Below are 23906 nucleotides of genomic sequence, written 5' to 3' on the forward strand. Positions count from 1 at the left end.
ATCAACGTGTACTAAACGAGATTATTCAACCACTAGGTCGCCAAAGTAAGGCATAACCATTGGGTTTACGATGTCTGCTGCTTTCACGTTAGACTTCGCGCCCCACGCTTCACTTTGCCAGTGAAGAGGAACAAATGCTGCGTCGTTATACAGCGTTGCTTCAACACCTTTTAGCATTTCAGCACGCTTAGCTGGGTCAGTCTCTACGTTTGCAGCTTCAACCACGGCATCCATTTCTGGGTTTGAGTAATGACCACAGTTATATTGACCACGACCTGTCTCTTCGTTACGAGTCATTGTTAAGAACTCATTGAAGTTCGCAGAATCTTCTGTATCTGAGTGCCAACCGATCATCATCATGTCAGCTGAACACAGATCAAATTCAGGCCAGTATTGTGCTTTTGGCAATGTTTTCAGATCAACTTTGATGCCAATCTTAGACAACATCGCCGCCGCCGCTTGCGCCACTTTAGCGTCATTCACGTAACGGTTGTTTGGCGCCATCATAGAAAGTGTAAAGCCGTCTTCGTAGCCCGCTTCTTTCATTAGCTGTTTCGCTTTTTTCACGTCATAACGTGGAACTAGCGCATCATCATGACCCACATAACCTGCAGGGCTTTGTTGACCAGCCGCTGTTGCGAAGCCTTTCATGATTTTCTTAACGATGCCTTCGTTGTTGATTGCGTGCACAATCGCCTGACGAACGCGCACATCTTTCAATGCTTCGTTGCTGTTTTGGTTCATTTGGAACGTGATGATACGAGTACCAGGAAGCGTCACTAGATCGATACCGTCAGCCGATGCCACACGTTTGTGATCATTTGGCGCAACCGGGTGAATCATGTCAACACCACCAGAAAGAAGTGCAGCAACACGTGTTGCATCTTCTTTGATTGGCACCAATGTTAGCTTATCAACGTTACCTTTCGTTTCGGTATCCCAGTAATCAGCAAAACGTTCGAAATCAACTTTAACGCCTTGCTCACGTGCCGTAACAACAAATGGACCTGTACCTGATACATGTGTAGAAGCAAAAGAGTTACCGTGCTTCACGAGCTCAGATTTATCTTTACCATCTTCCGTTTTACCTGAATAGAACTTGCTATCCATTGGGAAAATATACGTTGCTGTTTGCAGTACGAGTGGGTAAGGACCTTTTGTCACTAGATCGAATGTGTAGTCGTCAACCTTAACGATTTTTTCATATGGGTCGAAGATTGCTTTGAAATCTGGTGAATTTTGTAGACGATCGAACGTCCAAACCACGTCATCAGCCGTCAATGCATTGCCTGAGTGGAATTTAACACCTTTACGAAGATTGAAACGAACCGTTGTGTCGTTAACACGTTCCCAGCTTTCCGCTAGGCGAGGTTCAAAGTCCATTTCTTGAGTAAAACGAACCAGTGGGTCAAACACCATGTGTGACATTTGCAGTGTACCACCAGACAATTGCTCATGCGGGTCTAGTGAAACTGGGTCAGCAGCGTAACCAACCTTGATGTCTGCTGCTAGGGTATTAAAGCTTAGGCCTGCGGCCATTAGCGCCACTGCTAGTTTGCTTTTCATGGTTCTCATATTTGCATAACTCCTTCATGCGGGGATCCGGATCCCGTAATTGTTGTGTTTGCTTCTGTTATCAAGTCCCAATAGGGATTTTTTATTGGCTTACGCCGTTTTTACTGCGCCTTCTCTTAAACCCTTAAATTCGGGCATTAAGGAAATCAAATGTTGGCTGTACTCATGCTGAGGAGCGGTAAAGAGTTGCTCTGTTGGGGCAACCTCAAGCAATGTCCCCATCTGCATCACACCTACCCTGTCGCACATTTGGCGAATAACAGGCAAGTCATGACTGATAAACAGCATGGTTAGATTGAGCTCTTGTTGTAAATCTTTAAGTAGGTTCAAGATTTGAGCCTGAACGGATACATCGAGTGCCGACGTAGGTTCATCACAAATCAATAGTCTTGGACGGGTTGCTAGTGCACGAGCAATAGAAATACGCTGACGTTGGCCACCAGAAAATTCATGTGGATATTTCAACCCTGCCATTTTCCCAAGCCCAACATGCTCTAGCAGATCTTCAACGATTTGCTTGGTTTCATTCTCATTCGCTGTCAGCTTATGAAAACGAATGGGTTCCGCAACAATGTCGAAGACTTTCATACGGGGATTCATCGAAGTGTACGGGTTTTGGAACACCATCTGCATTTGACGACGCATCGGACGACGCTCTTTTTCAGATTTCAATCCTGTAAGATCAATACCCTCAAAACTAACCTTGCCTGAATTCGGCGCATATAGCCCCGCAATCACACGCGCAATGGTTGATTTACCAGAGCCAGACTCCCCCACTAAACCAAACGTTTCGCCTTCATGCACTTCAAAGCTAACGTTATTAGACGCTTGCACGTATTCACGACGACTTTCAAATAATGAATCTTTGGTGATAAACCGCAGGTTGACGTTTTCTACGTTCAACAATGGTCCCGTATACTCTCGCTGATCCTGGCTTTGCCCTAACCAGTGATTCTTAATATCAAGAGGCTTCATTTCTTTAGCGTCTTCGATATAACTCACTAGCGGGAAACGCCCCAGCTTAATATCAGAACGTGGCACAGCTGAAATAAGACTGCGTGTGTATGGATGATCGGGATCGCCCAACACTTTTGCTGTCGCGCCAAACTCCACTAAATCACCGCGGTACATAACGGCAACACGATCGGTCACGTTAGAAACCACACCCATATCATGCGTCACCAACATACAACCCACGTTGTTTTTGATACACAAATCGCGAATCAAACCCAAAATTTGGTCTTGGATCGATACATCCAACGCCGTTGTTGGTTCATCCGCAATAATAAGGTCTGGCTCACCAGCCAAGGCAATGGCAATAACAACACGTTGTCTCATACCACCCGAAAACTGGTGTGGAAACTGCTTAAGACGATTTTCTGGTTGCGGGATACCCACTTGATTCATTAGGTTAAGCGAGCGCTGATATGCTTCCTCATCCGATACGTCCATATTGGCGTGGATGGTCTCTTTTAATTGTTGCTCAACCGTGAAAAGTGGATTGAGAGAGGTCATTGGGTCTTGGAAAATAAACCCAATTTTTGAACCACGGACTTTGCGCATGGCTTCCGGAGAAAGCCCTGATATTTTTTCACCATCCAAGAAAACATCGCCAGCTGCGACTACTCCAGGAGGAGAAAGCAAATCAATAACCGCGTTACCAACCGTTGATTTACCGGCACCGGACTCCCCAACCACACCAACTATTTCGCCACGCTCAACATTGAACGACAAAGATTTAACCGCGGCATGTATCCCATGGCGGGATGGGTATTCGATACGAAGATTTTTTACTTCTAATAATGACATTACCAGACCTCTACTGCTTTGGCAGTTTTCTGCCCCTGTCTGCAAAACTGAATCCATTCGTAGACAGCATTTTCTGCTGACTATTTATAAGGGCATCAATTTGGCAAATCTTTCACAGAAAAGCAACAAAAATAGGATAAAAATTCGAGATCAAGCAAATCCAAAGCAGTATGAATACATATATATGCACTTTAATTACATATAGTAGTGCTTCAAACTAGGTAAAAAGTTGATACTAGCTCCGAAAAATGTGCGGTAAAACGAAAATAAAACGCCAAGCTTCACGTTATTAGCAATATTAATGACCATAACGTATCGCATAGTTATTCCAGCTCGCATTTAACACATTAGAAACATAAGTATCAGATCACTCCGTAATACAGTACTAAAACCTAGTTTAAGACAACGCTGTTACGTATTACAGCCTAAATAATTTCATAAATCAGCACTTTATTCCGTGCTTGTTTGCAACATATCACCCCATAAGTTTTTAAATAAAAATCTGTATTTTTCACAGATTGCAGCGTTAACGCCTATTTCTCATCAAAAGAGAATCGCGTAAATGTTATTCACTTGATTAAAGTTCACACAAATGACTTATTATTTTCGCGAGTAAATGGTTCAATACCACTAGCATCGGTCACGATCTCCAGGGTCATCGACCAACACGCCACAGATATTCTGAGGTGCATCAAAAGAGAAAATTGCTTCTAATTTTCCCCAAAGCTGCTCTCCCGCCATAAATAAAGCCACGATAAAAGTCACATCGCAAATTACGCCGATCACCCGCCTAGATTCAACCCAGTCTGGCGATAAGACAGGCAGATAAAACAGCACAATATTCATGATAGGCCCAACAACCATCATCAGTATTAGTCCCGAGTAATAACCTAATTTTGTCGATTTGCGCTGTGGTTTAAGCTTTAGTACCTTTTCTACGATCCAATTTTTAATGGCAAGTAATCGCTCTTTACCAAGTAGCATCACGGCAGCCAGCGTTGCCAATTCAGGCACCCCAAAGATCATCGCCCCACTAAGTAACGCTTTTGAGCCGTTACCAATTTTTAAAGTCGAAATGATAGGAATCAATAAGGGGCTCGCGCAGGCAATAACCAGCATCAATATGCCTGAAAATAGCCGAATGTTATCGACAAACCGATTTCGATAGATCGTTATTTGCTTCTTCATTATTGTCACCACCAAAATGGCCCCCGTTATACAACAGGGGCATCATGAAAGGTTAGTTAAGAAAGTGCTCGGCGAGTAACCGATATTTTACAGCGGATACCACCACACAATTTCGCATGATGTTTGAAAGGGACTGTCACCGGCGTCATGCCTTTTTCTGCTAGTTGCTGACACAGTTGCGGCGCTTCCTCTGGTACTAGAATATGCTTATTATCAAGCATCACAGCACAAGGGCCAGTCGCGAGCGCTTCTGCTCTGTTGACCCAAATCACATCAAAGTCACGCATAAATTCAGGTAGCCCATTTGGGAATGACTCTTCATAAGCAATGACCAATTTTGGCCCAGCAACACACATCACGGCGAATAGATGATGAATACCCACGTCAGGAAGGTTGATAATACAAACCTGATAACCATCATGTTCGAGCATACGTTTGACCCATTCAGCCCCACGCTGATTGGTGGAAGAAGGTCCGGTGGACACCAGGACTCGTCCATCACCCAAATTAAGCACATCTCCACCTTCATAGACATAATCTCGCGACATCGTCGGTCTCGGCGCTGTGTAGTGTAAGATGTTGCTGTCGTTGTCGATAAATGGTTGATGCAGTTCTCTGACTGGCGCTATGCTTGCCCAAGCGATATCGCTTGCCCATACATTCTCTAGCACATTCCGCCCCACGACCCACAGCGGCTCCGCTGCGAATATTTGAGTAAACACCGTAGAATTTTGGCAAAATTGTATTTCACTTTCGGATACACCTCGAGCATGAAGTACGTTCACATCAAAGCGCTGTAGTGCTTTTGCCAATGCTTCAGTTTCACTCTTTAAGCCTGCGAGATAGTCTGGGTAAGCATCCGATAATAGCTGCCCGCCCGCTTTATCACACATTTCAAATAACTCAGGTTGCATGACACTTTGGTACGTGGCCTTAATATCGTCGGTTAATTTAGGCAAGCGCATATTGTCACTGTGACCCAAAATAACCTCTCGCAGTTTCCCATAGAGGTTAAACTCGCCATAGCTGTCCTGAGTTTCAGCTGGTACATGTATTTTTTGACTTACGCTTAATTTGGGCATGCTATCTCTCCGATCAAGGTGATTTAAAGATAGAGAGTCCCTTCTCCAATGAACGAGTTAAGCGTATCGAATCAAAGGCGGCTTCAAAAATCAGTGTCTGAAACAAAACGGAACCAAGATGCATGAGTCGCACCTTTTACGGAAGAAAATTAATAAGAGAGGGGATCTTCCTTACGCACCACTACCTGATAGTGAATATTGCTTCCATGTTCATCACCGACTTCAACGCCAGCTTCACTATTCACTTCAGTGATCATCGTCGGTAAAACGAGCTGATTTTGGTCTTGTGGGTGGCTTAGTGACTGTTCGACGACGACAAAATGCAATGTGGCTATATCTTGATTCACACTCGACTGACTATACAATATGACTTGTGTGGTCTCATTTTTCTTGATGACTTGTCTATCTTGCAGCCCTATCTCAACTTTGCCTTGATAAACACCGCGGATCATTAAATTCAATTCCGCGACATATTGAGCGTAGACACTAGGGGAAATAGAAACCACCATCATTACCGCTAAGCGTATAAGCCTTCTCGCCATAGTCACACTCCTTTTTCATTATGTGCCAAGTAAGAGTAAAGAGCTTTCAACGAAAGTAAATACCATATGTGTCATCACTTTATGACACAGGAAACTACGCATTAACCGCAAATGATTGGCTTAATTGGTGTATTTTTTCCACCAGCTTCAATTCACTATTAACATCACTTTGCCATATCAGTTGATAGCCTATTTTCTCTGAATCTCGCGTGGTAAGTACCAGCTCATGCCCCGCAAGAGACTCCTCGACTTCCCCTTTTGGCAACCAACCAATCCCATAAAACTCACGCATCGCACTTAACATATCTTGAGGTCGATTAAACGAGATTGCATTTAACGAACTGTCGCTCTCTGAACACCATAACGGCTGCCCCTGACTTCCGTGAACAAACATCTGTCGATGTCGTCTACCGGATTGTTCTGGAGCTTGTACTTCGACAAATTCACGCCGGCCAACAGGTTTAGATTGAAGATGAGAAGGTAAGTGCCTAAAAGGTTGAGTGATCGCTATGTCAATTTCTTGTTGAATCAATAATTTCTGTATCGCGTGTGTATCGACTCGAAATAAATCCAAGCTACGCAATGGATTTTCTCGTAATAGCAGTAGCGAAATATCAACCACCTCATAGAAAGACAGACCATAGTCAAAGCACACGCTCAATTTTTTGACACTACTTCGGCTAGAAAACGCATCCGTTAGCTCTAAGATATTCACTAGTTCCGTTGCCCGCTTTAAAAATCGCTCTCCAAAACGGCTCAACCTTGCTGGTCGACTTCCCGGAGCAAAGAGTTCACCGTCAAGACTAATCTCTAAGCGTCTAATGCTCGCAGTGATAGCTGGTTGAGATTTCCCTAAAGCACGACCCGCGCTTCTCATGCTGCCATGATGCGCCACCGCAACAAATATTCGGATCTGATCGATGGTCATTGCTGTCCCTCTTGCTGTTGGGATTTATGCATGGCCCAGTCATTGAGCTTTTCCAGCAATTCACTTTTCGCGAGGTGATCACTCCAGAACACCAAGACTCCCCATGCTGCCTTTAAATGAGGCTCATCCTTGACGCTCATTGTCTCAGTTAAATCTATATTGCCAAGAACAGACGATAAATGGCTGGGTACTTTAGCCAAAATAGCCGAAGCCAGATGGTAATCGCTGACTCGAATTTGCCATGGGCAAGGATAGTCAAAGCGCTTATAAATAGGTACATCAACTCGATTGGGGTGTGAAAGAGACAACTGTGGCAGACTCAACAGCAGGCCACTATCCAAACGAAGTGGGCCATCAAAAGAGTCAAGCTGTGGACTACTTGTCACTAAATAGCTTTCTATATGACCTATAGAGAAAAAATTGCTCGTTTCAGGCCAAGGCAAATCCGCTAACGTCACAACCCAATCTAAACGCTGCTGATTAAACGCCTTGATTAGCTCATCACTTGGTAACAAATAAAACTGACAGCGAATATCAAGATCCATCACACTCCAAAGCAGCTCTTTCATCCAGTGCTGTGGCAACTGGCTATCAATACCTATAGATACTTGACTCGGTGAGACCTGGACGGCGGAGTTCTTTAATTCATAATAACTCGCCACTACCGCCTCAGCCCAAGGCAGTAAGGCTTGTCCCTTTTCTGACAACTGTCGCTTTGCCGTATTTTCGACAAATAACCTCCCCCAACGGGCTTCGAGACTTTGAATAGCCAACGTAACTGGACCGTGAGTTTTGCCTAACTTTTCTGCCGCGGCGACCACAGAGCCTACCTGAGCGACGGCGACGAAGCTTTCTAGCTGTTCAATAGATGCCAAGTGATAACCTTTTTAAACCATAAGCAATAGATATTAGTTCATCAAAGATAATTAACATACTCACAGCTTTCAAGGAGTGGGCTTATGTTTGCTGAGATATCAGGTACGGAGCACTTTGATCATTTAGCACTGTAATAAACGAATTGAATAAGGGTTACCATGAACATCAATGCAATCAAAGCTTTTGTCATGACCACCGAACTTGGGTCTATCTCAGCGGCCGCTAAAGCCATGAACAAAGGTCGCGTCCAAGTCAGTCAATGGATAGCGAATCTCGAGCTCGACTGGGGAATTGAACTGTTTGACCGTGCGGGTCATAAACCAATTCTCACCGAGCAAGGGCAAGCACTTCTAGATAAAGCATCATCAATCCTAAGACTGTCTGAAAAACTAGAATCACAAGTCGAGAAAATTAACGGCTCCGGTACGGATCGAATTCGACTTGGGATCACTACTTTTATCAATCCAAAGATAATCTCTCTTCTCATTCACCAACTGCGCGAGATAGAGCCTGGCATAGAACTTCAGATTGAGTGTGCGACCTGTGATGACCTAATAGCTTCAGAGCAATACGACTTTATTATCAGCCACTATCCCTATAGTGGCATTGGACAGTGGGAGTTTATGAATGTTACTCAGCGTCAATTTATTTCTGTCTGCGCACCAGGGCATCCAATAGCGCAATTCGACGAAGTATCAACAGAGCAGCTTAGTCAGCACCTCGCGATTGCGATAACACAACAACAAAGTGAATCCGTATGGGGTAACTATAAATTTGATCACTTGTCCGTCAATAACTTGGCCACAGCCAAGCAGCTAGCCAAAGACGGCATTGGTTGGATTAGCATTGATCAAGACTCAATTAAAAATGAGCTCAATCATAATGAACTGGTCATCATCAATCATCACGAGGCCATCCAACGCAGCAAGTTTGGGCTGGGGTATCGTGACTCTGAGCACTCACTCGGTATCCGAGAAATCATCTACAACGTACTCTGCCAGCATGTTTAGCGCTAGCCCCCATCTCCGTATGGAACCGAGACAGTGTCTGATTTTCGAATGACAGCACGTTTAAATATCATACGCATTGACATACACGATAAGGTCAAAAGACCAAGTTTAATGAGGAAAATATGAAAAAAGTAACATTGAAAACCGCTACAACTCTAGCCCTAGCAACCGCTATCTCTGCACCAGCCTTGGCATCAAGTGATTCTGGCTTCTATGTGGGTACGTATTTAGGGGCTATGTCAGCCTCAAACACGGATAACTTGAAAGAAGAGAAAAAAACAGAAAAAGTTAAGGGCAATTTCCGTTCTTTAGGATTAAAGGCGGGATATGATTTTAATTCAATGTTTGGCGCCGAACTTCGCCATAGTCGTGACAGCGGTAAAATAGAGAAAAATGGGCAAGGTTTAGCTGTCGACCATCAAACGGGGATTTACGGAAAAATGAAGTTCAATGTCTCTGACAGCATTGAGCTCTATGGCCTTGCCGGCGTTAATAACATTCGCTTAAAACAAGCAGGCTTTGCCGCAAACAGCAATAAAAAAACCATTAACTCATTTTCTTACGGTGTGGGGGCTCAGTACAACTTCACTAATTCTCTTGGTGCAAATGTTGAATTAATGAAACTATCAAACCACAAGCATTTTGATGCCCAGTCCATCAATTTAGGTCTAAGCTACAAGTTCTAGTTCCCATTTAACCTACCAAGTTTGCACGGATGCAACTTGTTTCGTTTATAGCGGTATTTCCAGCTCTAGTCATTGCCTAACCACTACCAATCACTTTTTCTACATTCCGTACAAATACCTCAACACATGGCAAGAACACCGTGTATAGTCTTACGCCTCTCCCATTCTGAATGCACTTCTTTCCCGAGCTCTCGTCAAATTGCAGACGAAAAAAAACCTCGTCTTTCGACGAGGTTTCTTAATGGTGGTCGGTGAAGAGGGATTCGAACCCCCGACCCTCTGGTCCCAAACCAGATGCGCTACCAAGCTGCGCTATTCACCGACAATATTTTCTACGATGTTATCGTAAGAGGAAGCTATGCTACCTAATTAATGGGGTGGCTAACGAGATTCGAACTCGCGACCACCGGAATCACAATCCAGGGCTCTACCAACTGAGCTATAGCCACCACTAATTTTGCTTTGTTAAAGCACTAAGCTTTAACTGAAATAGTGGTCGGTGAAGAGGGATTCGAACCCCCGACCCTCTGGTCCCAAACCAGATGCGCTACCAAGCTGCGCTATTCACCGACAATGTTCTTTCGAACGTTTCGTCCCGATTGTAACAATCGAAACTGGAAACCGAGGTTACCAAATAATGGGGTGGCTAACGAGATTCGAACTCGCGACCACCGGAATCACAATCCAGGGCTCTACCAACTGAGCTATAGCCACCATTATATCTTTCGCCAATTTGTTAGTCCGGATGGCGCGCCTGAAAGGATTCGAACCTTCGACCTTTGGCTCCGGAGGCCAACGCTCTATCCAGCTGAGCTACAGGCGCATGCCCTATCGGCGGAGTGGAATAATACGGATATCACACTATGGCGTAAAGTACTTTTTCACTTTTTTTTATTGTTTGCCGTCTTTTTCAGCAGTTATTGGCTTAAAAGAACCAGTATGCGATGTGATTCACCCCGTGAAGCTGAAAACTTGTTGTTTATTGCAACAAGTTAACAGGATATAATCACCCAATATTTACATTGATTTAACAGCCGTTAAGTCTCAATGCAGAATAAACCTAGAATCATAATAAACCCAAGCAAGCTACGACTTGCCACCTTTGGATAGTAAAGTGAGTTTAATGGATATGTCTCGTCAAATCTTAACGGTGTTGTGCGCCGCTCTAACTTTTTCTACCGCTAGCTTTGCAGCGGATGTAAACCAAGCTGAATACGATGCCATTGCTGAACGTATTAAGCCAGTCGGAAACGTATACCTAGCAGGCAGCGAACCTGTTGCGGCTGAACCAGCAGGTCCTAGGGATGGTGCTGCAGTTTATGGCATGTTCTGTACCGCTTGTCACTCGACTGGTATTAGTGGCGCACCTAAAACGGGTGACGCTGCAGATTGGGCTCCACGAATCGCCCAAGGTAAGGATGTACTAAAAGACCACGCAATTAATGGTTTCAACGCCATGCCAGCGAAAGGGTCATGTATGGACTGCTCAGATGACGAGATTGTCGATGCAATCGAACATATGATCGCAGGTTTATAGGCAAAATAAAAAGGCAGCTCCACAGAGCTGCCTTTTGCTTCTTGATGCTCCCCTTTTTTTGTCAATAAGGGAAGCAATGCTATTTTTTGTTGAACATAGCCCGGATGTTGGCGATGTGTGTTTGACCTTTTTCCATTCTTTCTTCTTGTGACACTGGCTTTTTAGTTTGCTCCCAGTCCACATCATCAAAAGGCAACTCGTCAAGAAATCGGCTGTGCTCTGGTTTAATGAGCTCACCATACTGCCGTCTTTCTTTACACAGCGAGAACGTCAATTCTTTTTGTGCTCGAGTAATACCGACATACATCAAACGACGCTCTTCTTCGACATTCTCTTCATCAATACTGGTTTGGTGAGGCAAAATACCTTCTTCTGTACCCAGTAGGTAAACGTAAGGAAATTCGAGCCCTTTCGATGAATGCAATGTCATTAACTGAACCGCATCACTATCATCGTCATCCTCACCACGCTCCATCATGTCTCGCAGAGTTAAGCGCTGTACCACCTCTTTCAGTGACTTCTCTTCTTTGTCATAGTTGTCCCCTTCTAGGTCAGCGACAATCCACGAGTAAAGGTCAGACACGTTCTTCATGCGCATTTCTGCAGCCTTTGCACTTGAGGAGGTTTCATACAGCCAATCTTCGTATTTAATATCACGCACCAGTGATCGAACCGCTTCAACCGTATTCCCTCGCTCAGCATTATCACTAATCTTCACTATCCATTGAGTAAAGCGGCGCAGATTTTCTAGCCCTCGCCCTGACAAGTGATGTTCCAACCCCAGTTCAAAGCTTGCCTCAAACAAGCTTTTGCCACGCATATTGGCGTAACTGCCTAGCTTCTGTAGGGTAACAGGACCAATTTCACGTCGCGGCGTATTCACAATACGCAAGAAAGCATTATCATCAGCTGGGTTCACTAAAATTCGCAGATAAGCCATGATGTCCTTTATTTCTGCGCGTGCAAAAAACGACGTGCCGCCTGAAATTTTGTATGGCACCCGGTTTTGCATCAATACCTTTTCAATCAGTCTCGATTGATGGTTTCCTCGGTACAAAATGGCATAATCTTTATAATTGGTTCGATTGACAAAACGATGACCAATCAACTCACCCGTGATGCGCTCTGCTTCATGATCTTCATTTTTAGCTTTTAATACTTTTAGCTTTTCACCATCAGGAATTTCGGAAAATAGCGATTTATCAAAAATATGCGGGTTATTCGCAATTAAGATATTCGCCGCACGCAAGATTCGACTCGTTGAACGATAATTTTGCTCGAGCTTGACTACCTTTAAGCTCGGAAAGTCTTTACTCAATAAGATAAGGTTTTGTGGTTTCGCCCCTCGCCAAGAGTATATCGATTGGTCGTCATCACCCACGACAGTAAACCGCGAACGCTCACCTACCAGTAATTTCACCAATTCATATTGGCTAGTATTGGTATCTTGGTATTCATCCACTAAAAGATACTGGATTTTTCTCTGCCAACGCTGACGCACTTCTTCATTATTTTTTAACAGTAGAACGGGCATCGCAATCAGATCATCAAAATCCAATGCGTTGTATGCTTTCATTTGTTCTAGATACATTTCGTAGCAAAAAGCAAAGAGTTGCTCTTGCTCTGAGCGAGCGGCTCCTTTGACATGTTCTGCCGATAACATGTCATTCTTCCAGTTTGAAATAGCACTCATCAGGGAACGTAACAGATCTTTATCACCGTCAAGCTGCTGCTCTGTGAGTTCTTTCAATAGTGCGAGCTGATCCTGATCGTCAAATAGCGAAAAGCCAGCTTTAAGGCCCAGCGCTTTGTACTCACGACGAATAATATTGAGTCCCATGGTATGAAAGGTAGAAACCAATAAGCCTTTTGACTCATTCTTACCCAACGTCTGACCAACCCGCTCTTTCATTTCTCGAGCCGCCTTGTTGGTAAATGTCACTGCTGCGATATTTCTCGCCTTGTAACCACAGTTTTGTACAAGATGAGCTATCTTATTAGTAATCACACGAGTTTTACCCGAACCTGCACCAGCAAGAACGAGACAAGGTCCAGAGACGTATTTTACAGCCATATCTTGCTGTGGGTTCAGCTTCATTATTGCACTCACTACTACGGATTTGTAACGGGCACATAATAGACCGCTGTAAGATAAGATGCCACGCTATGTCTGTCTTTCTTTAATTTTATAGAACATAGCTTAAAAATAAGTTGCATAAATATAGGGCAATTGCTTTATAATGAATGAACGTTCATTCACTAATTGCGGATGATTGATGAGCATAATGAACCAAAAAGACAAACGGCTACAAATACTAGAAGCGGCGCAAAGAATGGTCGCAGAGGTTGGCATCCAAGGCATATCAATGCAAAAACTTGCCAACGAGGCTGGCGTCGCTGCGGGAACGATTTATCGCTACTTTAATGACAAAGATCACCTGCTTGATGAACTTCGCCTTCATGTCGTGTCTTGTATGGCCGAAGCAGTACAAGTTGGCGTTGAAGCCGATAAACCACTCAAGGTGCAATATCGAACCATGTGGCTAAACATATGGCGGATTGCAGCCTCAAATAATGATTCACTACAGACTCGTGCCCAATACGATTCTATTCCTTCAAAGAATAATCAGGCAACTCGGGAACAAGAACGAAAATTGTTTGCCCAAGTAGACAACCTATTCACTGAAGGAAAGAAACAAGGGGTTTTCAAAGACCTCGATAATGAAATCCTTTCGGGATTAAGCTTAGAAGCCAGCGTTTCGCTTGCCAGAAAGCATGCTCTCGGATTATATCAACTGGATGACAACGCGCTAGAATCTGCGATTGAAGCCAGTTGGGATGCAATAATAAAACACTAATTTGGAGTTTTCGTCAGAATGAAAAAGTGGACATTTTTCATGCTTCTTATCGCCGTACTACTTTTCGGTAGCGTGATAGGATTTAACATGTTTAAGCAGCAAAAAATTGCTGAATACCTGGCTAACCGACCGGAGCCTGAGTTCCCTGTCACAGCAACCACCGTCAAGCCTGTTGATTGGGTTCCTGTTATTGAAGTCATCGGCTTTGTTGAACCAAACCAAGGTGTCACGCTAACGACAGAAACAAGCGGTGTGATCGACAGTATTTCATTCACATCGGGCTCTCAAGTTGAAGTTGGCCAAGAGCTATTGAAACTCGATTCTGATGTTGAGAAAGCCAACCTGAAAAGCTCTGAGGCTCGCTTACCGGCAGCTCAAGCTAAATATAAACGCTATCAAGGCCTTTATAAGAAAGGGTCTATTTCTCGAGAAGCGTATGATGAAGCGGAAGCGAACTACTATTCACTTTCGGCTGACATTGAAAGCTTAAAGGCATCCATTGACCGCCGTGAAATCAAAGCACCATTTGCTGGTGTTGTCGGTATCCGTAATGTATTCCTCGGTCAATACCTGCAACCAAGTGACAAAATTGTTCGCTTGGAAGATATCAGTGTTATGAAACTACGCTTTACCGTGCCACAAACTGACTTTTCAAGAATCTCAATTGGACAAGATGTCGATATCTTTGTGGATGCATACCCTGATCAAGCCTTTAAAGGCTCTATTAGCGCGATTGAACCTGCGGTTAGTATTCAAAGCGGTTTGATTCAAGTGCAAGCTGACATTCCGAACAATGACGGTCGTCTACGTAGCGGCATGTTTGCTCGTGCCAACATCATTTTGCCAAAACTAGAAAACCAAGTCACTCTGCCTCAAACCGCGATTACTTTTACGCTCTATGGTGACAATGTCTACATTGTTGAAGACGTCGACGGTGAAAAGCGCGTTAAGCAGCAAGTGATTGAAGTGGGTGAACGCACTGGTGATATCGCTCATATCCTTGAAGGGGTGAAAGCCAATGACGTTGTGGTCACCTCTGGCCAAGTTCGCTTGAACAATGATGCTAAAGTTCGCATTGTTGAAAGTGACGCAACCGTTCCCCCTGCTAAAACACCGATGCTGTAATTGGAGGCAAAATGCGTTTTACTGATATTTTCATAAAACGTCCTGTTCTTGCGGTATCTATCAGCTTTTTGATTGCCCTGCTTGGCTTACAAGCAGTATTCAAAATGCAGGTACGTGAATACCCAGAAATGACGAATACCGTAGTCACTGTGACAACCAGTTACTACGGTGCAAGTGCCGACTTAATTCAGGGCTTTATTACGCAGCCTCTGGAGCAAGCCGTCGCGCAAGCCGATAATATTGACTACATGACATCACAGTCTGTATTGGGTAAATCCACCATTACAGTCACGATGAAACTCAATACTAATCCCAATGCAGCGCTGTCTGATATCTTGGCGAAAACCAACTCGGTTCGTTCCCAGCTCCCGCGTGAGTCTGAAGATCCAACCGTCACCATGTCTACCGGCTCTACAACCGCGGTACTCTATATTGGTTTTACCAGTGATGAGCTTGCATCAAGCCAAATTACCGATTACCTAGAGCGAGTGATCAACCCTCAGCTCTTTACGGTAAATGGTGTGTCTAAAGTCGACATGTACGGTGGTATGAAATACGCGTTACGCGTTTGGCTGGATCCGCTAAAAATGGCGGCGCTCAAGCTAACCGCAACGGACATCATGAACGTCCTTAACGCGAACAACTACCAGTCGGCTGCAGGTCAAGCGACTGGTGAGTTTGTACTTTACAACGGCAGTGCCGACACCCAAGTATCGAATACTGAAGAGTTAAGTAACTTGGTCGTCATGGCTGACGATGGTGAAGTAACTCGTTTAGGCGATATCGCTAAGGTGACGCTAGAAAAGAGTCACGATGTCTATCGTGCGAGTGCTAACGGACAAGAAGCGGTGGTTACCGCTATCAATGCCGCGCCAAGTGCTAACCCAATTAACATCGCTGCAGATGTGCTGAAGCTTCTTCCTGAACTCGAGAAGAACTTACCAAGCAATATCAAAATGAACGTCATGTACGATTCAACCGTGGCCATTAACGAATCCATTCAAGAGGTAATAAAGACTATCCTTGAAGCGGCGTTAATTGTTTTGGTCGTTATTACATTGTTCCTAGGTTCATTCCGCGCGGTATTGATTCCAATCGTGACGATTCCACTATCGTTGATTGGTGTGGCTATGATCATGCAAGCTATTGGGTTCTCATGGAACTTGATGACGCTACTTGCGATGGTGCTTGCAATCGGCCTGGTGGTTGATGATGCGATCGTTGTACTAGAGAACGTCGATCGACACATTAAGCTTGGTGAATCACCTTTCCGTGCCGCGATCATTGGTACACGTGAAATTGCGGTACCCGTCATCGCAATGACATTAACACTAGGTGCCGTATATGCCCCGATCGCACTGATGGGTGGTATTACTGGTTCCTTGTTTAAAGAATTTGCTTTGACTCTTGCTGGGGCAGTATTCATTTCAGGGATTATCGCGTTAACCCTATCGCCAATGATGTGTTCTAAGCTACTAAAAGCCAACGAAACCCCAAGTAAGTTTGAGCAAAAGGTGCATCATGTTTTAGACAAGATGACTGCACGCTACGAAAAAATGCTGTCGGCGGTAATGCTACATAGACCTGTCATCATTGGTTTTGCGATCATTGTATTTGCTAGCCTCCCGTTATTGTTCAAGTTCATTCCTAGTGAACTGGCACCATCGGAAGATAAAGGCGTAGTCATGTTGATGGGTACTGGCCCGTCTAACGCTAACCTCGACTACTTGCAAAACACCATGAACGACGTCAATAAGATCTTAACGGAACAGCCTGAAGTTCAGTTTGCCCAAGTATTTACCGGTGTGCCTAATTCAAACCAAGCATTTGGTATCGCTTCCATGGTTCCTTGGAGCCAACGTGAAGCGAGTCAGGCAGAAGTAGCGAACCGTGTAGGTCAACTGGTCAGCAATGTTCCTGGAATGGCGGTGACTGCCTTCCAAATGCCTGAACTGCCTGGTGCAGGCTCTGGTCTGCCGATTCAGTTTGTCATTACTACGCCAAACAGCTTTGAGAGCCTATTTACCATCGCTTCTGATGTTTGGACTGATGTTCAACAGAACGCTCAGTTCGTATATTCAACGCTAGATCTTAACTATGACTCTGCCACGATGAAAATCAATATCGATAAAGATATGGCAGGTGCCTATGGCGTAACGATGCAAGATATTGGTGTAACGCTGAGTACAATGATGGCTGATGGATACGTTAACCGTATCGATTTAAATGGTCGTTCGTATGAAGTTATTCCACAAGTAGAGCGTAAATATCGTCTAAATCCTGAATCGATGAACATGTACTTTGTTCGTTCTGCTGACGGGCAAGCTATTCCTCTAGGAAGTCTTATTTCCATTGATGTCGTTGCCGAGCCTCGTTCGCTTCCTCACTTCAACCAACTAAACTCCGCAACGGTGGGCGCTGTTCCGGCTCCAGGTGTAGCGATGGGGGATGCCATTACTTGGTTTGAGTCAGTAGCAGAGAACAAGCTGCCAAATGGTTACAGTCATGACTATATGGGTGAAGCACGACAATACGTAACTGAAGGTAGCGCACTGTATGCCACCTTTGGTCTTGCTCTTGCGATCATCTTCCTAGTGCTTGCCATCCAATTTGAGTCCATTAAAGACCCGTTCGTTATCATGGTTTCAGTACCATTAGCGATTTGTGGGGCTTTGATTGCGCTTGCTTGGGGTGCTGCAACAATGAATATCTACTCCCAAGTAGGTCTCATTACTCTTGTCGGCTTAATCACTAAGCACGGTATCTTGATTTGTGAAGTAGCAAAAGAAGAGCAACTGCATAACAAACTCAACCGTATGGATGCAGTAAAAGAAGCAGCAAAAGTGCGTCTACGTCCAATACTGATGACGACTGCAGCGATGATTGCTGGCCTTATTCCACTCATGTATGCAACAGGTGCAGGGGCAGCACAACGCTTCAGTATCGGTATTGTTATCGTATCTGGATTGGCTATCGGTACGCTGTTTACTCTGTTTGTTCTTCCAGTAATTTATACGTACCTTGCAGAGAAACACAAACCTCTACCGACATTTGTTGAGGACAAAGATCTAGAAAAGTTAGCTCGTGTTGATGAAGCGAAAGCCGCTCATCGAGAACTTGCTGACAACAAATAGTCTTCTCTACAAATGACCAAACTCTAAAAGGCCACATTGTGGCCTTTTTTATTGCCTAAATTGGCGACAATCTTAACTTAATTACATAAAATGTTGAGTAACTGCAAAGGAGCTAATTGAAATGTTTGACCCAAAGAAACTAGAACAAATTGCCAGACAGATCCACGACTCTATGCCTCAGCCTGTCAAAGAGCTCGGCACCGATGTTGATCAAAAAGTTCGTCAGGTTATTCAAGGCCAACTCAACAAGCTTGATGTTGTAAGCCGTGAAGAATTTGATGTACAAACCCAAGTATTGCTACGCACTCGCCAAAAACTTACCGAAATGGAACAGAAGCTTGCAGAGTTAGAGCAAAAGCTATCTGAAAAATAACATCACTGTCCGAGCTATCGATGCCATCTCTGTGGTTTCAGATAAATAAAAAAGGCTTACCTCTCGGTAAGCCTTTTTTATTACTTAATACTAGGTAGTCACTTAACCACCAACAGCAATACGCTTCATGTCAGTCATGTAACCACGTAGCTCTTCACCAATGTATTCTACTGGGTGATTACGTACAGCGTCATTTACTTCAATCAGCTTGCCGTTGTCCACTTGGTTAGATGCTTCACCTAGACCACGACCAATTACATCCGTTTCTACGCTAGGCATGAACTTCTCGCGAAGTAATGGTGTTGCAACGTTGGCAAATAGGTAGTTGCCATATTCTGCTGTATCAGAGATAACAACGTTCATCTCATACAGACGCTTACGAGCAACAGTATTAGCAATAAGTGGTAACTCATGTAGCGATTCGTAGTATGCAGACTCATCAATAATGCCCGACGCTGTCATCGCTTCAAATGCAAGCTCAACACCAGCACGAACCATCGCTACCATCAAAATACCGTTATCGAAGTACTCTTGCTCTGAAATTTCAATATCGCTTGATGGGTAGTTTTCAAATGCTGTTTCACCTGTTTCTTCACGCCAGCCAAATAGATTCGCATCATCATTTGCCCAGTCTGCCATCATCGTGCTAGAGAAGTGACCAGAAATAATGTCGTCCATATGCTTGTTATACAATGGGCGCATTAGGTCTTTAAGTTCTTCTGATAAATCAAAAGCTTTTACTTTTGCAGGATTCGACAGACGATCCATCATGTGAGTAATGCCGCCAAACTTAAGGGCTTCGGTAATAGTTTCCCAACCATACTGTAGCAACTTACCCGCGTAGCCTTCTTCGATGCCATCTGCGATCATTTTTTCATAACAAACAATCGAACCGGCTTGAAGCATACCACATAGGATAGTTTGCTCACCCATGAGGTCAGATTTAACTTCAGCAACAAAAGAAGACTCAAGAACACCTGCACGATGTCCGCCTGTTGCCGCAGCCCAGGCTTTAGCAATCTCTAGACCATCACCTTGAGGGTCATTCTCAGGGTGAACAGCAATAAGTGTTGGAACACCAAAGCCACGCTTATACTCTTCACGAACTTCGGTACCAGGGCATTTAGGTGCAACCATTACTACCGTCAAATCTTCACGGATCTGCATGCCTTCTTCAACAATATTAAAACCGTGAGAGTAACCTAGAGAAGCACCTTGCTTCATAAGCGGCATCACCGTTTCAACGACGTTAGAGTGCTGTTTGTCTGGTGTTAGGTTAACCACGAGGTCTGCTTGGGGAATAAGATCTTCATAGCTACCAACAACAAAGCCATTATCTTTCGCATTCTTAAACGACTGACGCTGTTCATCAATCGCGGCTTGACGAAGAGCGTAAGAAACATCAAGCCCAGAGTCACGCATGTTAAGACCTTGGTTAAGACCTTGCGCACCACAACCGACAATAACTACTTTTTTACCTTTCAGGTAATCCGCTTCAGAAGCAAATTCAGAACGATCCATGAAACGACAACGACCTAGTTGATCCAATTGTTGACGCAAGTTTAGAGTATTAAAATAGTTAGCCATAGTTGGGCTCTCCTGTTGAATTCTATCCATAGTGCCGATGCTTATCATCGAATAACTTCATACTAAAACAGACTTTAAGTTGCTTAAAGTGAAATATTCACAAGTTGTGATTGCAATTAATGCAACTACATTTATCCTAAGTAATATGAATATAAAAAGTCTCCAAGCTTTTATTCACCTCTGTGAAAGTAAAAGCTTTAGCAAAACCGCAACAGCAATGCACATCAGTGCATCGGCTTTAAGTCGACAAATTCAAAAGCTAGAACAAGACACACATCAAAGCCTATTCTTGCGTGACAACCGCTCGGTAGAACTGACACCAGCTGGCAAGAAATTATTGCCTATCGCCGTCAACATCGTGAGCGAATGGCAACAGTTTCAATCAGACAGCCAACATGGTGAACAAGAACTTCGCGGCAAGTTACGACTGTTTTGTTCAGTCACCGCAAGTTACAGCCATCTGCCCGAACTATTGGCAGAGTTCAGGCTGCTCTATCCCTACATCGAGTTTGAGCTCTCAACAGGCGATCCCGCGCAAGCAATAGACAAGGTCATGAATGATGAGACCGACATTGCTATCTCTGCTTTGCCCGAACTGCTTCCGGCACGACTAGAGTTTGAGACCATCAGTGAGATCCCACTATCCGCCATAGCACCAGCAGGAGTCAGCAGCTTTGGTTCTGAGCTTGCTGATGGCATGCCTGACTGGAGTAAGATCCCGTTTATCGTCCCAGAAGCGGGTACCGCTCGCGAAAGAGCTAATCTCTGGTTTAAAAAGATGCGCATTAAGCCCAACATCTATGCGCAAGTATCGGGTCACGAAGCCATTGTAAGCATGGTGGCACTGGGGTGTGGCGTGGGCATTGCACCAGAGGTCGTTATCGTCAACAGTCCGGTTAGAGACAAGATCCAGCGTCTGAAACTGGAGCCCATTAAGCCATTCAAGCTAGGAGTGGTGTGTAAACGTTCGAATCTCGATAACCCACTGCTTTCCGCATTCTGGAAAGTCGCAGAGAAGGTCTATATTCAACCTTAATAAGGCTCAGTGGGATAACACAGTTGGGATACTTTATTACCCAAGTTATCGATACTATATAGTTAGTTTTCTGCTCAATAGGCTCATTGTCTTATGCTCACATTCAAAAAAACAGTTCTCGCTTGTACATCCATAGTGCTAATAGGTTGTGCGTCTGCTCCAGATAGTGTGCCCTTATCTGAGAAGGACTATTGCGCAGAACTCTCCAACAAAGAGCACCTGCCGCTATCTCACTATACTCAACCTTTCGAGGCTGAAATAAAGAGCAGCACAGGTGTTTATGTCCTGGAGCAGGGGGCAGAAGCGATGATGTCTCGAGCTTGGTTGACCGAGCGGGCAGAGACTTCCATCGATGTGCAATACTTTATCTTCTCAATCGATAACGTCGGTTTAATTGCCACCGACTACCTTGTCAGAGCGGCTGAACGAGGTGTTAAAGTTCGAGTATTGGTGGATGACATCATGCTCGACGCTAAAGGGGATGAGCTACTCATGTTGGCTGCTCATGACAACTTTGAGATAAAAATATACAACCCTAACGTGAATATTGGCAAAAACATCGTGCAGAAGATGACGACAGTCTTAACTGATTTCCACGGTATCAATCAGCGAATGCACAACAAGGTCTTTTTAGTCGATGACCAAGTGGCCATTACTGGGGGCAGAAACATTGCTGACGAATACTTCGGCTTCGACCACGAGTATAACTTCCGCGATAGAGATGTGTTTCTCGCGGGCAAAGCGGTTGAAGAGATCGATACCTCCTTTGAGCAGTACTGGAGTAGCCCGCTCAGTGTCCCTGTCGAAGATCTATTCAAATCCAATCCCTATGACAGCAACCCAGACTTTTCACGGTTGCACTCCTATGCCTGTAATCCGAAACATTTTCATCCTGAGATAAGAGCTGAAATAGATAAGGTACCAGAGACCTTTAAGGCACTGTCTAAAGAGGGAAAATTCTTATTCGTTGATAAAGTTGAATACATCGCCGATAAGCCAGGTAAGAACGATCGTCAGACCTTCTTAGGTGGGGGTAGCATTACTCGCGACAAGCTAATTGATCTCGCTGAAAGCGCACAAGCATCAATTTTGATCCAAACTCCCTATCTGGTGACGACTAAAAAGGATCGTGAGTTTCTACGCAGTTTGGTTGAAAAGGGCATTTCAATAAAGATCTTAACCAATAGCCTAGCTTCCAATGACAACCTCGCCGCGTTTAGTGGTTACCAGAGAAACCGGAAGCAGCTTTTGGCCACGGGTGTAGAGGTTTATGAGTTTAAACCTGATGCCGAGGTTAGGCAGCGGGTAATGACCGAGCATATGTACAAGAAACTGCCAACCACACCTATCTTTGGTCTCCACGCTAAAAGCATGACGATTGACGACACTGTTACCGTTGTTGGCACCTACAATCTTGACCCACGTAGCGCTCATTTGAACACAGAGAGCTTTGCTATTATCTACTCATCAGAAATCACCGAGCACGTGTCAAAAGCGATGAAGGTGGAAATGGAACCTGAAAATGCATGGCGGATAACGAAAGACTTTAACCCTGATAATGAAGTCAGCGTAACCAAAAGGGTTGGCGTAAAGCTGCATCGCATCGTTCCTAAGAACATTCTTTAGCTTTAGTATCGCTTGAAGGGTTAGAACGACATAGGGATAAAACAAAAAAGGCTCCAACCTAAGTCAGAGCCTTCACGCATTACAGATGCAAAAAAGCCTCGTCATTTGACGAGGCTTTAAATATGGCAGGGGTGGAGATATTTGACCGCGCTGGCGACCCAGCTCCCAACACATCGCTTTGAAAAAGTGAAAATAAAAAAGGCTCCGACCTAAGTCAGAGCCTTTGAATATGGCAGGGGTGGAGAGATTCGAACTCCCAACACGCGGATTTGGAATCCGCTGCTCTGCCAATTGGAGCTACACCCCTAAACTGTTTCTAATCTATGCCAATTGACTCAATAAATCAACATGATAGATTCAAAAAAGCCTCGTCATTTGACGAGGCTTTTTAATAAATGGCGGAGTGGACGGGACTCGAACCCGCGACCCCCGGCGTGACAGGCCGGTATTCTAACCAACTGAACTACCACTCCGCAGTGGCTCTATCTAAAGTCTTACCTAAGTTGTGCTTCAAATAGATGTCTGTTCAAAGCCTGGCGATGTCCTACTCTCACATGGGGAAACCCCACACTACCATCGGCGCTACTGCATTTCACTTCTGAGTTCGGCATGGGATCAGGTGGGTCTGCAACGCTATGGTCGCCAAGCAAATTCTTAAAATTCGGAAAGCTTAATAAAAGTTCTTAATACACATTCAATCTGTTCTTGCTTTGAGTCCAATCAAAACCCTTTGGGTGTTGTATGGTTAAGCCTCACGGGCAATTAGTACAGGTTAGCTCAATGCCTCGCAGCACTTACACACCCTGCCTATCAACGTTCTAGTCTTGAACAACCCTTTAGGACACTTAAAGTGCCAGGGAAGACTCATCTCAGGGCTCGCTTCCCGCTTAGATGCTTTCAGCGGTTATCGATTCCGAACTTAGCTACCGGGCAA

At 44.5% G+C, this 23906-nt stretch carries 18 protein-coding genes, 7 tRNA genes and 2 rRNA genes; 9 read left to right on the top strand and 18 right to left on the bottom strand.

Translation table 11 applies throughout. The features are described from left to right. Nucleotides 1-21 precede the first annotated feature (21 nt). The 7 genes from L4D74_RS18575 to L4D74_RS18605 all read right to left on the bottom strand — a co-directional run bounded on the left by L4D74_RS18575 (nt 22) and on the right by L4D74_RS18605 (nt 7999). Nucleotides 22-1575, bottom strand: coding sequence for an ABC transporter substrate-binding protein (locus L4D74_RS18575; protein WP_265675133.1), 1554 nt, complete (start codon nt 1573-1575; stop codon nt 22-24). Between the two features lie 90 nt (nt 1576-1665). Then, nucleotides 1666-3384 (bottom strand): dipeptide ABC transporter ATP-binding protein, encoded by a 1719-nt coding sequence (locus L4D74_RS18580; RefSeq protein WP_428753903.1) that lies wholly within the window; start codon nt 3382-3384, stop codon nt 1666-1668. 630 nt (nt 3385-4014) lie between these two features. Beyond that, on the bottom strand, nt 4015-4572 hold the full coding sequence (locus L4D74_RS18585; protein ID WP_428753905.1) for a hypothetical protein: 558 nt from the start codon (nt 4570-4572) through the stop codon (nt 4015-4017). A gap of 56 nt (nt 4573-4628) precedes the next feature. Beyond that, nucleotides 4629-5654, bottom strand: coding sequence for a hypothetical protein (locus tag L4D74_RS18590; RefSeq protein WP_428753907.1), 1026 nt, complete (start codon nt 5652-5654; stop codon nt 4629-4631). A 149-nt stretch (nt 5655-5803) separates the two neighbouring features. Then, nucleotides 5804-6196 (bottom strand): hypothetical protein, encoded by a 393-nt coding sequence (locus L4D74_RS18595; protein ID WP_428753909.1) that lies wholly within the window; start codon nt 6194-6196, stop codon nt 5804-5806. Between the two features lie 94 nt (nt 6197-6290). Further along, nucleotides 6291-7124, bottom strand: coding sequence for a LysR family transcriptional regulator (locus L4D74_RS18600; RefSeq protein ID WP_428753910.1), 834 nt, complete (start codon nt 7122-7124; stop codon nt 6291-6293). Beyond that, entirely contained in the window at nt 7121-7999 is an 879-nt protein-coding gene (locus L4D74_RS18605) for a LysR family transcriptional regulator (protein ID WP_428753912.1), read from the bottom strand. Before L4D74_RS18605 ends, L4D74_RS18600 begins: the two co-directional genes overlap by 4 nt. 159 nt (nt 8000-8158) lie before the next feature. Here L4D74_RS18605 and L4D74_RS18610 point away from each other — a divergent pair, with 159 nt between their 5' ends. Together L4D74_RS18610 and L4D74_RS18615 are read left to right on the top strand one after the other, a co-directional pair. Further along, a complete protein-coding gene (locus tag L4D74_RS18610; RefSeq protein ID WP_428753913.1) occupies nt 8159-9010 on the top strand; it encodes a LysR family transcriptional regulator in 852 nt (283 codons plus the stop codon). 122 nt (nt 9011-9132) lie between these two features. Beyond that, on the top strand, nt 9133-9696 hold the full coding sequence (locus L4D74_RS18615) for a porin family protein (protein ID WP_428753914.1): 564 nt from the start codon (nt 9133-9135) through the stop codon (nt 9694-9696). Nucleotides 9697-9941: 245 nt separating this feature from the next. On the opposite strand, the gene L4D74_RS18620 is transcribed toward L4D74_RS18615, so the two are convergent. From L4D74_RS18620 to L4D74_RS18640, 5 genes are all read right to left on the bottom strand, one after another. Then, nucleotides 9942-10018: transfer RNA gene (locus L4D74_RS18620), tRNA-Pro, on the bottom strand. A 51-nt stretch (nt 10019-10069) separates the two neighbouring features. Further along, a tRNA-His gene (locus tag L4D74_RS18625) sits at nt 10070-10145 on the bottom strand. A 44-nt stretch (nt 10146-10189) separates the two neighbouring features. Next, nucleotides 10190-10266, bottom strand: a tRNA-Pro gene (locus L4D74_RS18630). Nucleotides 10267-10334: 68 nt separating this feature from the next. Then, nucleotides 10335-10410: transfer RNA gene (locus L4D74_RS18635), tRNA-His, on the bottom strand. A 32-nt stretch (nt 10411-10442) separates the two neighbouring features. Then, nucleotides 10443-10519: transfer RNA gene (locus L4D74_RS18640), tRNA-Arg, on the bottom strand. A 300-nt stretch (nt 10520-10819) separates the two neighbouring features. On the opposite strand from L4D74_RS18640, the gene L4D74_RS18645 reads away from it, so the two are divergent. Beyond that, nucleotides 10820-11233 (top strand): c-type cytochrome, encoded by a 414-nt coding sequence (locus L4D74_RS18645; RefSeq protein WP_428753915.1) that lies wholly within the window; start codon nt 10820-10822, stop codon nt 11231-11233. 79 nt (nt 11234-11312) lie between these two features. Here L4D74_RS18645 and rep read toward each other — a convergent pair whose 3' ends face one another. Next, entirely contained in the window at nt 11313-13331 is a 2019-nt protein-coding gene (gene rep / locus L4D74_RS18650; RefSeq protein ID WP_265675123.1) for a DNA helicase Rep, read from the bottom strand. 178 nt (nt 13332-13509) lie between these two features. Between rep and L4D74_RS18655 the strand changes: the two genes are divergently transcribed. The 4 genes from L4D74_RS18655 (at nt 13510) to ubiK (ending at nt 18723) form a co-directional block, all read left to right on the top strand. After that, nucleotides 13510-14091: a TetR/AcrR family transcriptional regulator gene (locus tag L4D74_RS18655; protein ID WP_428753917.1), complete on the top strand. Its 582-nt coding sequence runs from the start codon at nt 13510-13512 to the stop codon at nt 14089-14091. 18 nt (nt 14092-14109) lie between these two features. Beyond that, nucleotides 14110-15216: an efflux RND transporter periplasmic adaptor subunit gene (locus L4D74_RS18660; protein ID WP_265675121.1), complete on the top strand. Its 1107-nt coding sequence runs from the start codon at nt 14110-14112 to the stop codon at nt 15214-15216. Between the two features lie 11 nt (nt 15217-15227). After that, nucleotides 15228-18350, top strand: coding sequence for a multidrug efflux RND transporter permease subunit (locus tag L4D74_RS18665; RefSeq protein WP_265675120.1), 3123 nt, complete (start codon nt 15228-15230; stop codon nt 18348-18350). A gap of 121 nt (nt 18351-18471) precedes the next feature. After that, entirely contained in the window at nt 18472-18723 is a 252-nt protein-coding gene (ubiK, locus tag L4D74_RS18670) for a ubiquinone biosynthesis accessory factor UbiK (RefSeq protein WP_265675119.1), read from the top strand. Nucleotides 18724-18825: 102 nt separating this feature from the next. On the opposite strand, the gene ilvC is transcribed toward ubiK, so the two are convergent. Then, nucleotides 18826-20310, bottom strand: coding sequence for a ketol-acid reductoisomerase (gene ilvC / locus L4D74_RS18675; protein WP_265675118.1), 1485 nt, complete (start codon nt 20308-20310; stop codon nt 18826-18828). Between the two features lie 145 nt (nt 20311-20455). Between ilvC and ilvY the strand changes: the two genes are divergently transcribed. Beyond that, nucleotides 20456-21346 (top strand): HTH-type transcriptional activator IlvY, encoded by an 891-nt coding sequence (gene ilvY, locus L4D74_RS18680; protein WP_265675218.1) that lies wholly within the window; start codon nt 20456-20458, stop codon nt 21344-21346. A 93-nt stretch (nt 21347-21439) separates the two neighbouring features. Then, nucleotides 21440-22972: a phospholipase D family protein gene (locus L4D74_RS18685; RefSeq protein ID WP_428753918.1), complete on the top strand. Its 1533-nt coding sequence runs from the start codon at nt 21440-21442 to the stop codon at nt 22970-22972. Nucleotides 22973-23202: 230 nt separating this feature from the next. Here the strand turns inward: L4D74_RS18685 and L4D74_RS18690 are convergent. The 4 genes from L4D74_RS18690 to L4D74_RS18705 form a co-directional block, all read right to left on the bottom strand. Further along, a tRNA-Trp gene (locus L4D74_RS18690) sits at nt 23203-23279 on the bottom strand. Nucleotides 23280-23368: 89 nt separating this feature from the next. After that, nucleotides 23369-23445, bottom strand: a tRNA-Asp gene (locus tag L4D74_RS18695). A gap of 58 nt (nt 23446-23503) precedes the next feature. Next, nucleotides 23504-23619: ribosomal RNA gene (rrf, locus tag L4D74_RS18700) — 5S ribosomal RNA — on the bottom strand. A gap of 94 nt (nt 23620-23713) precedes the next feature. Beyond that, nucleotides 23714-23906, bottom strand: a 23S ribosomal RNA gene (locus L4D74_RS18705); the annotation flags it as partial.

The organism is Vibrio cionasavignyae, from assembly GCF_050337155.1.
Taxonomy (GTDB): domain Bacteria; phylum Pseudomonadota; class Gammaproteobacteria; order Enterobacterales; family Vibrionaceae; genus Vibrio; species Vibrio nomapromontoriensis.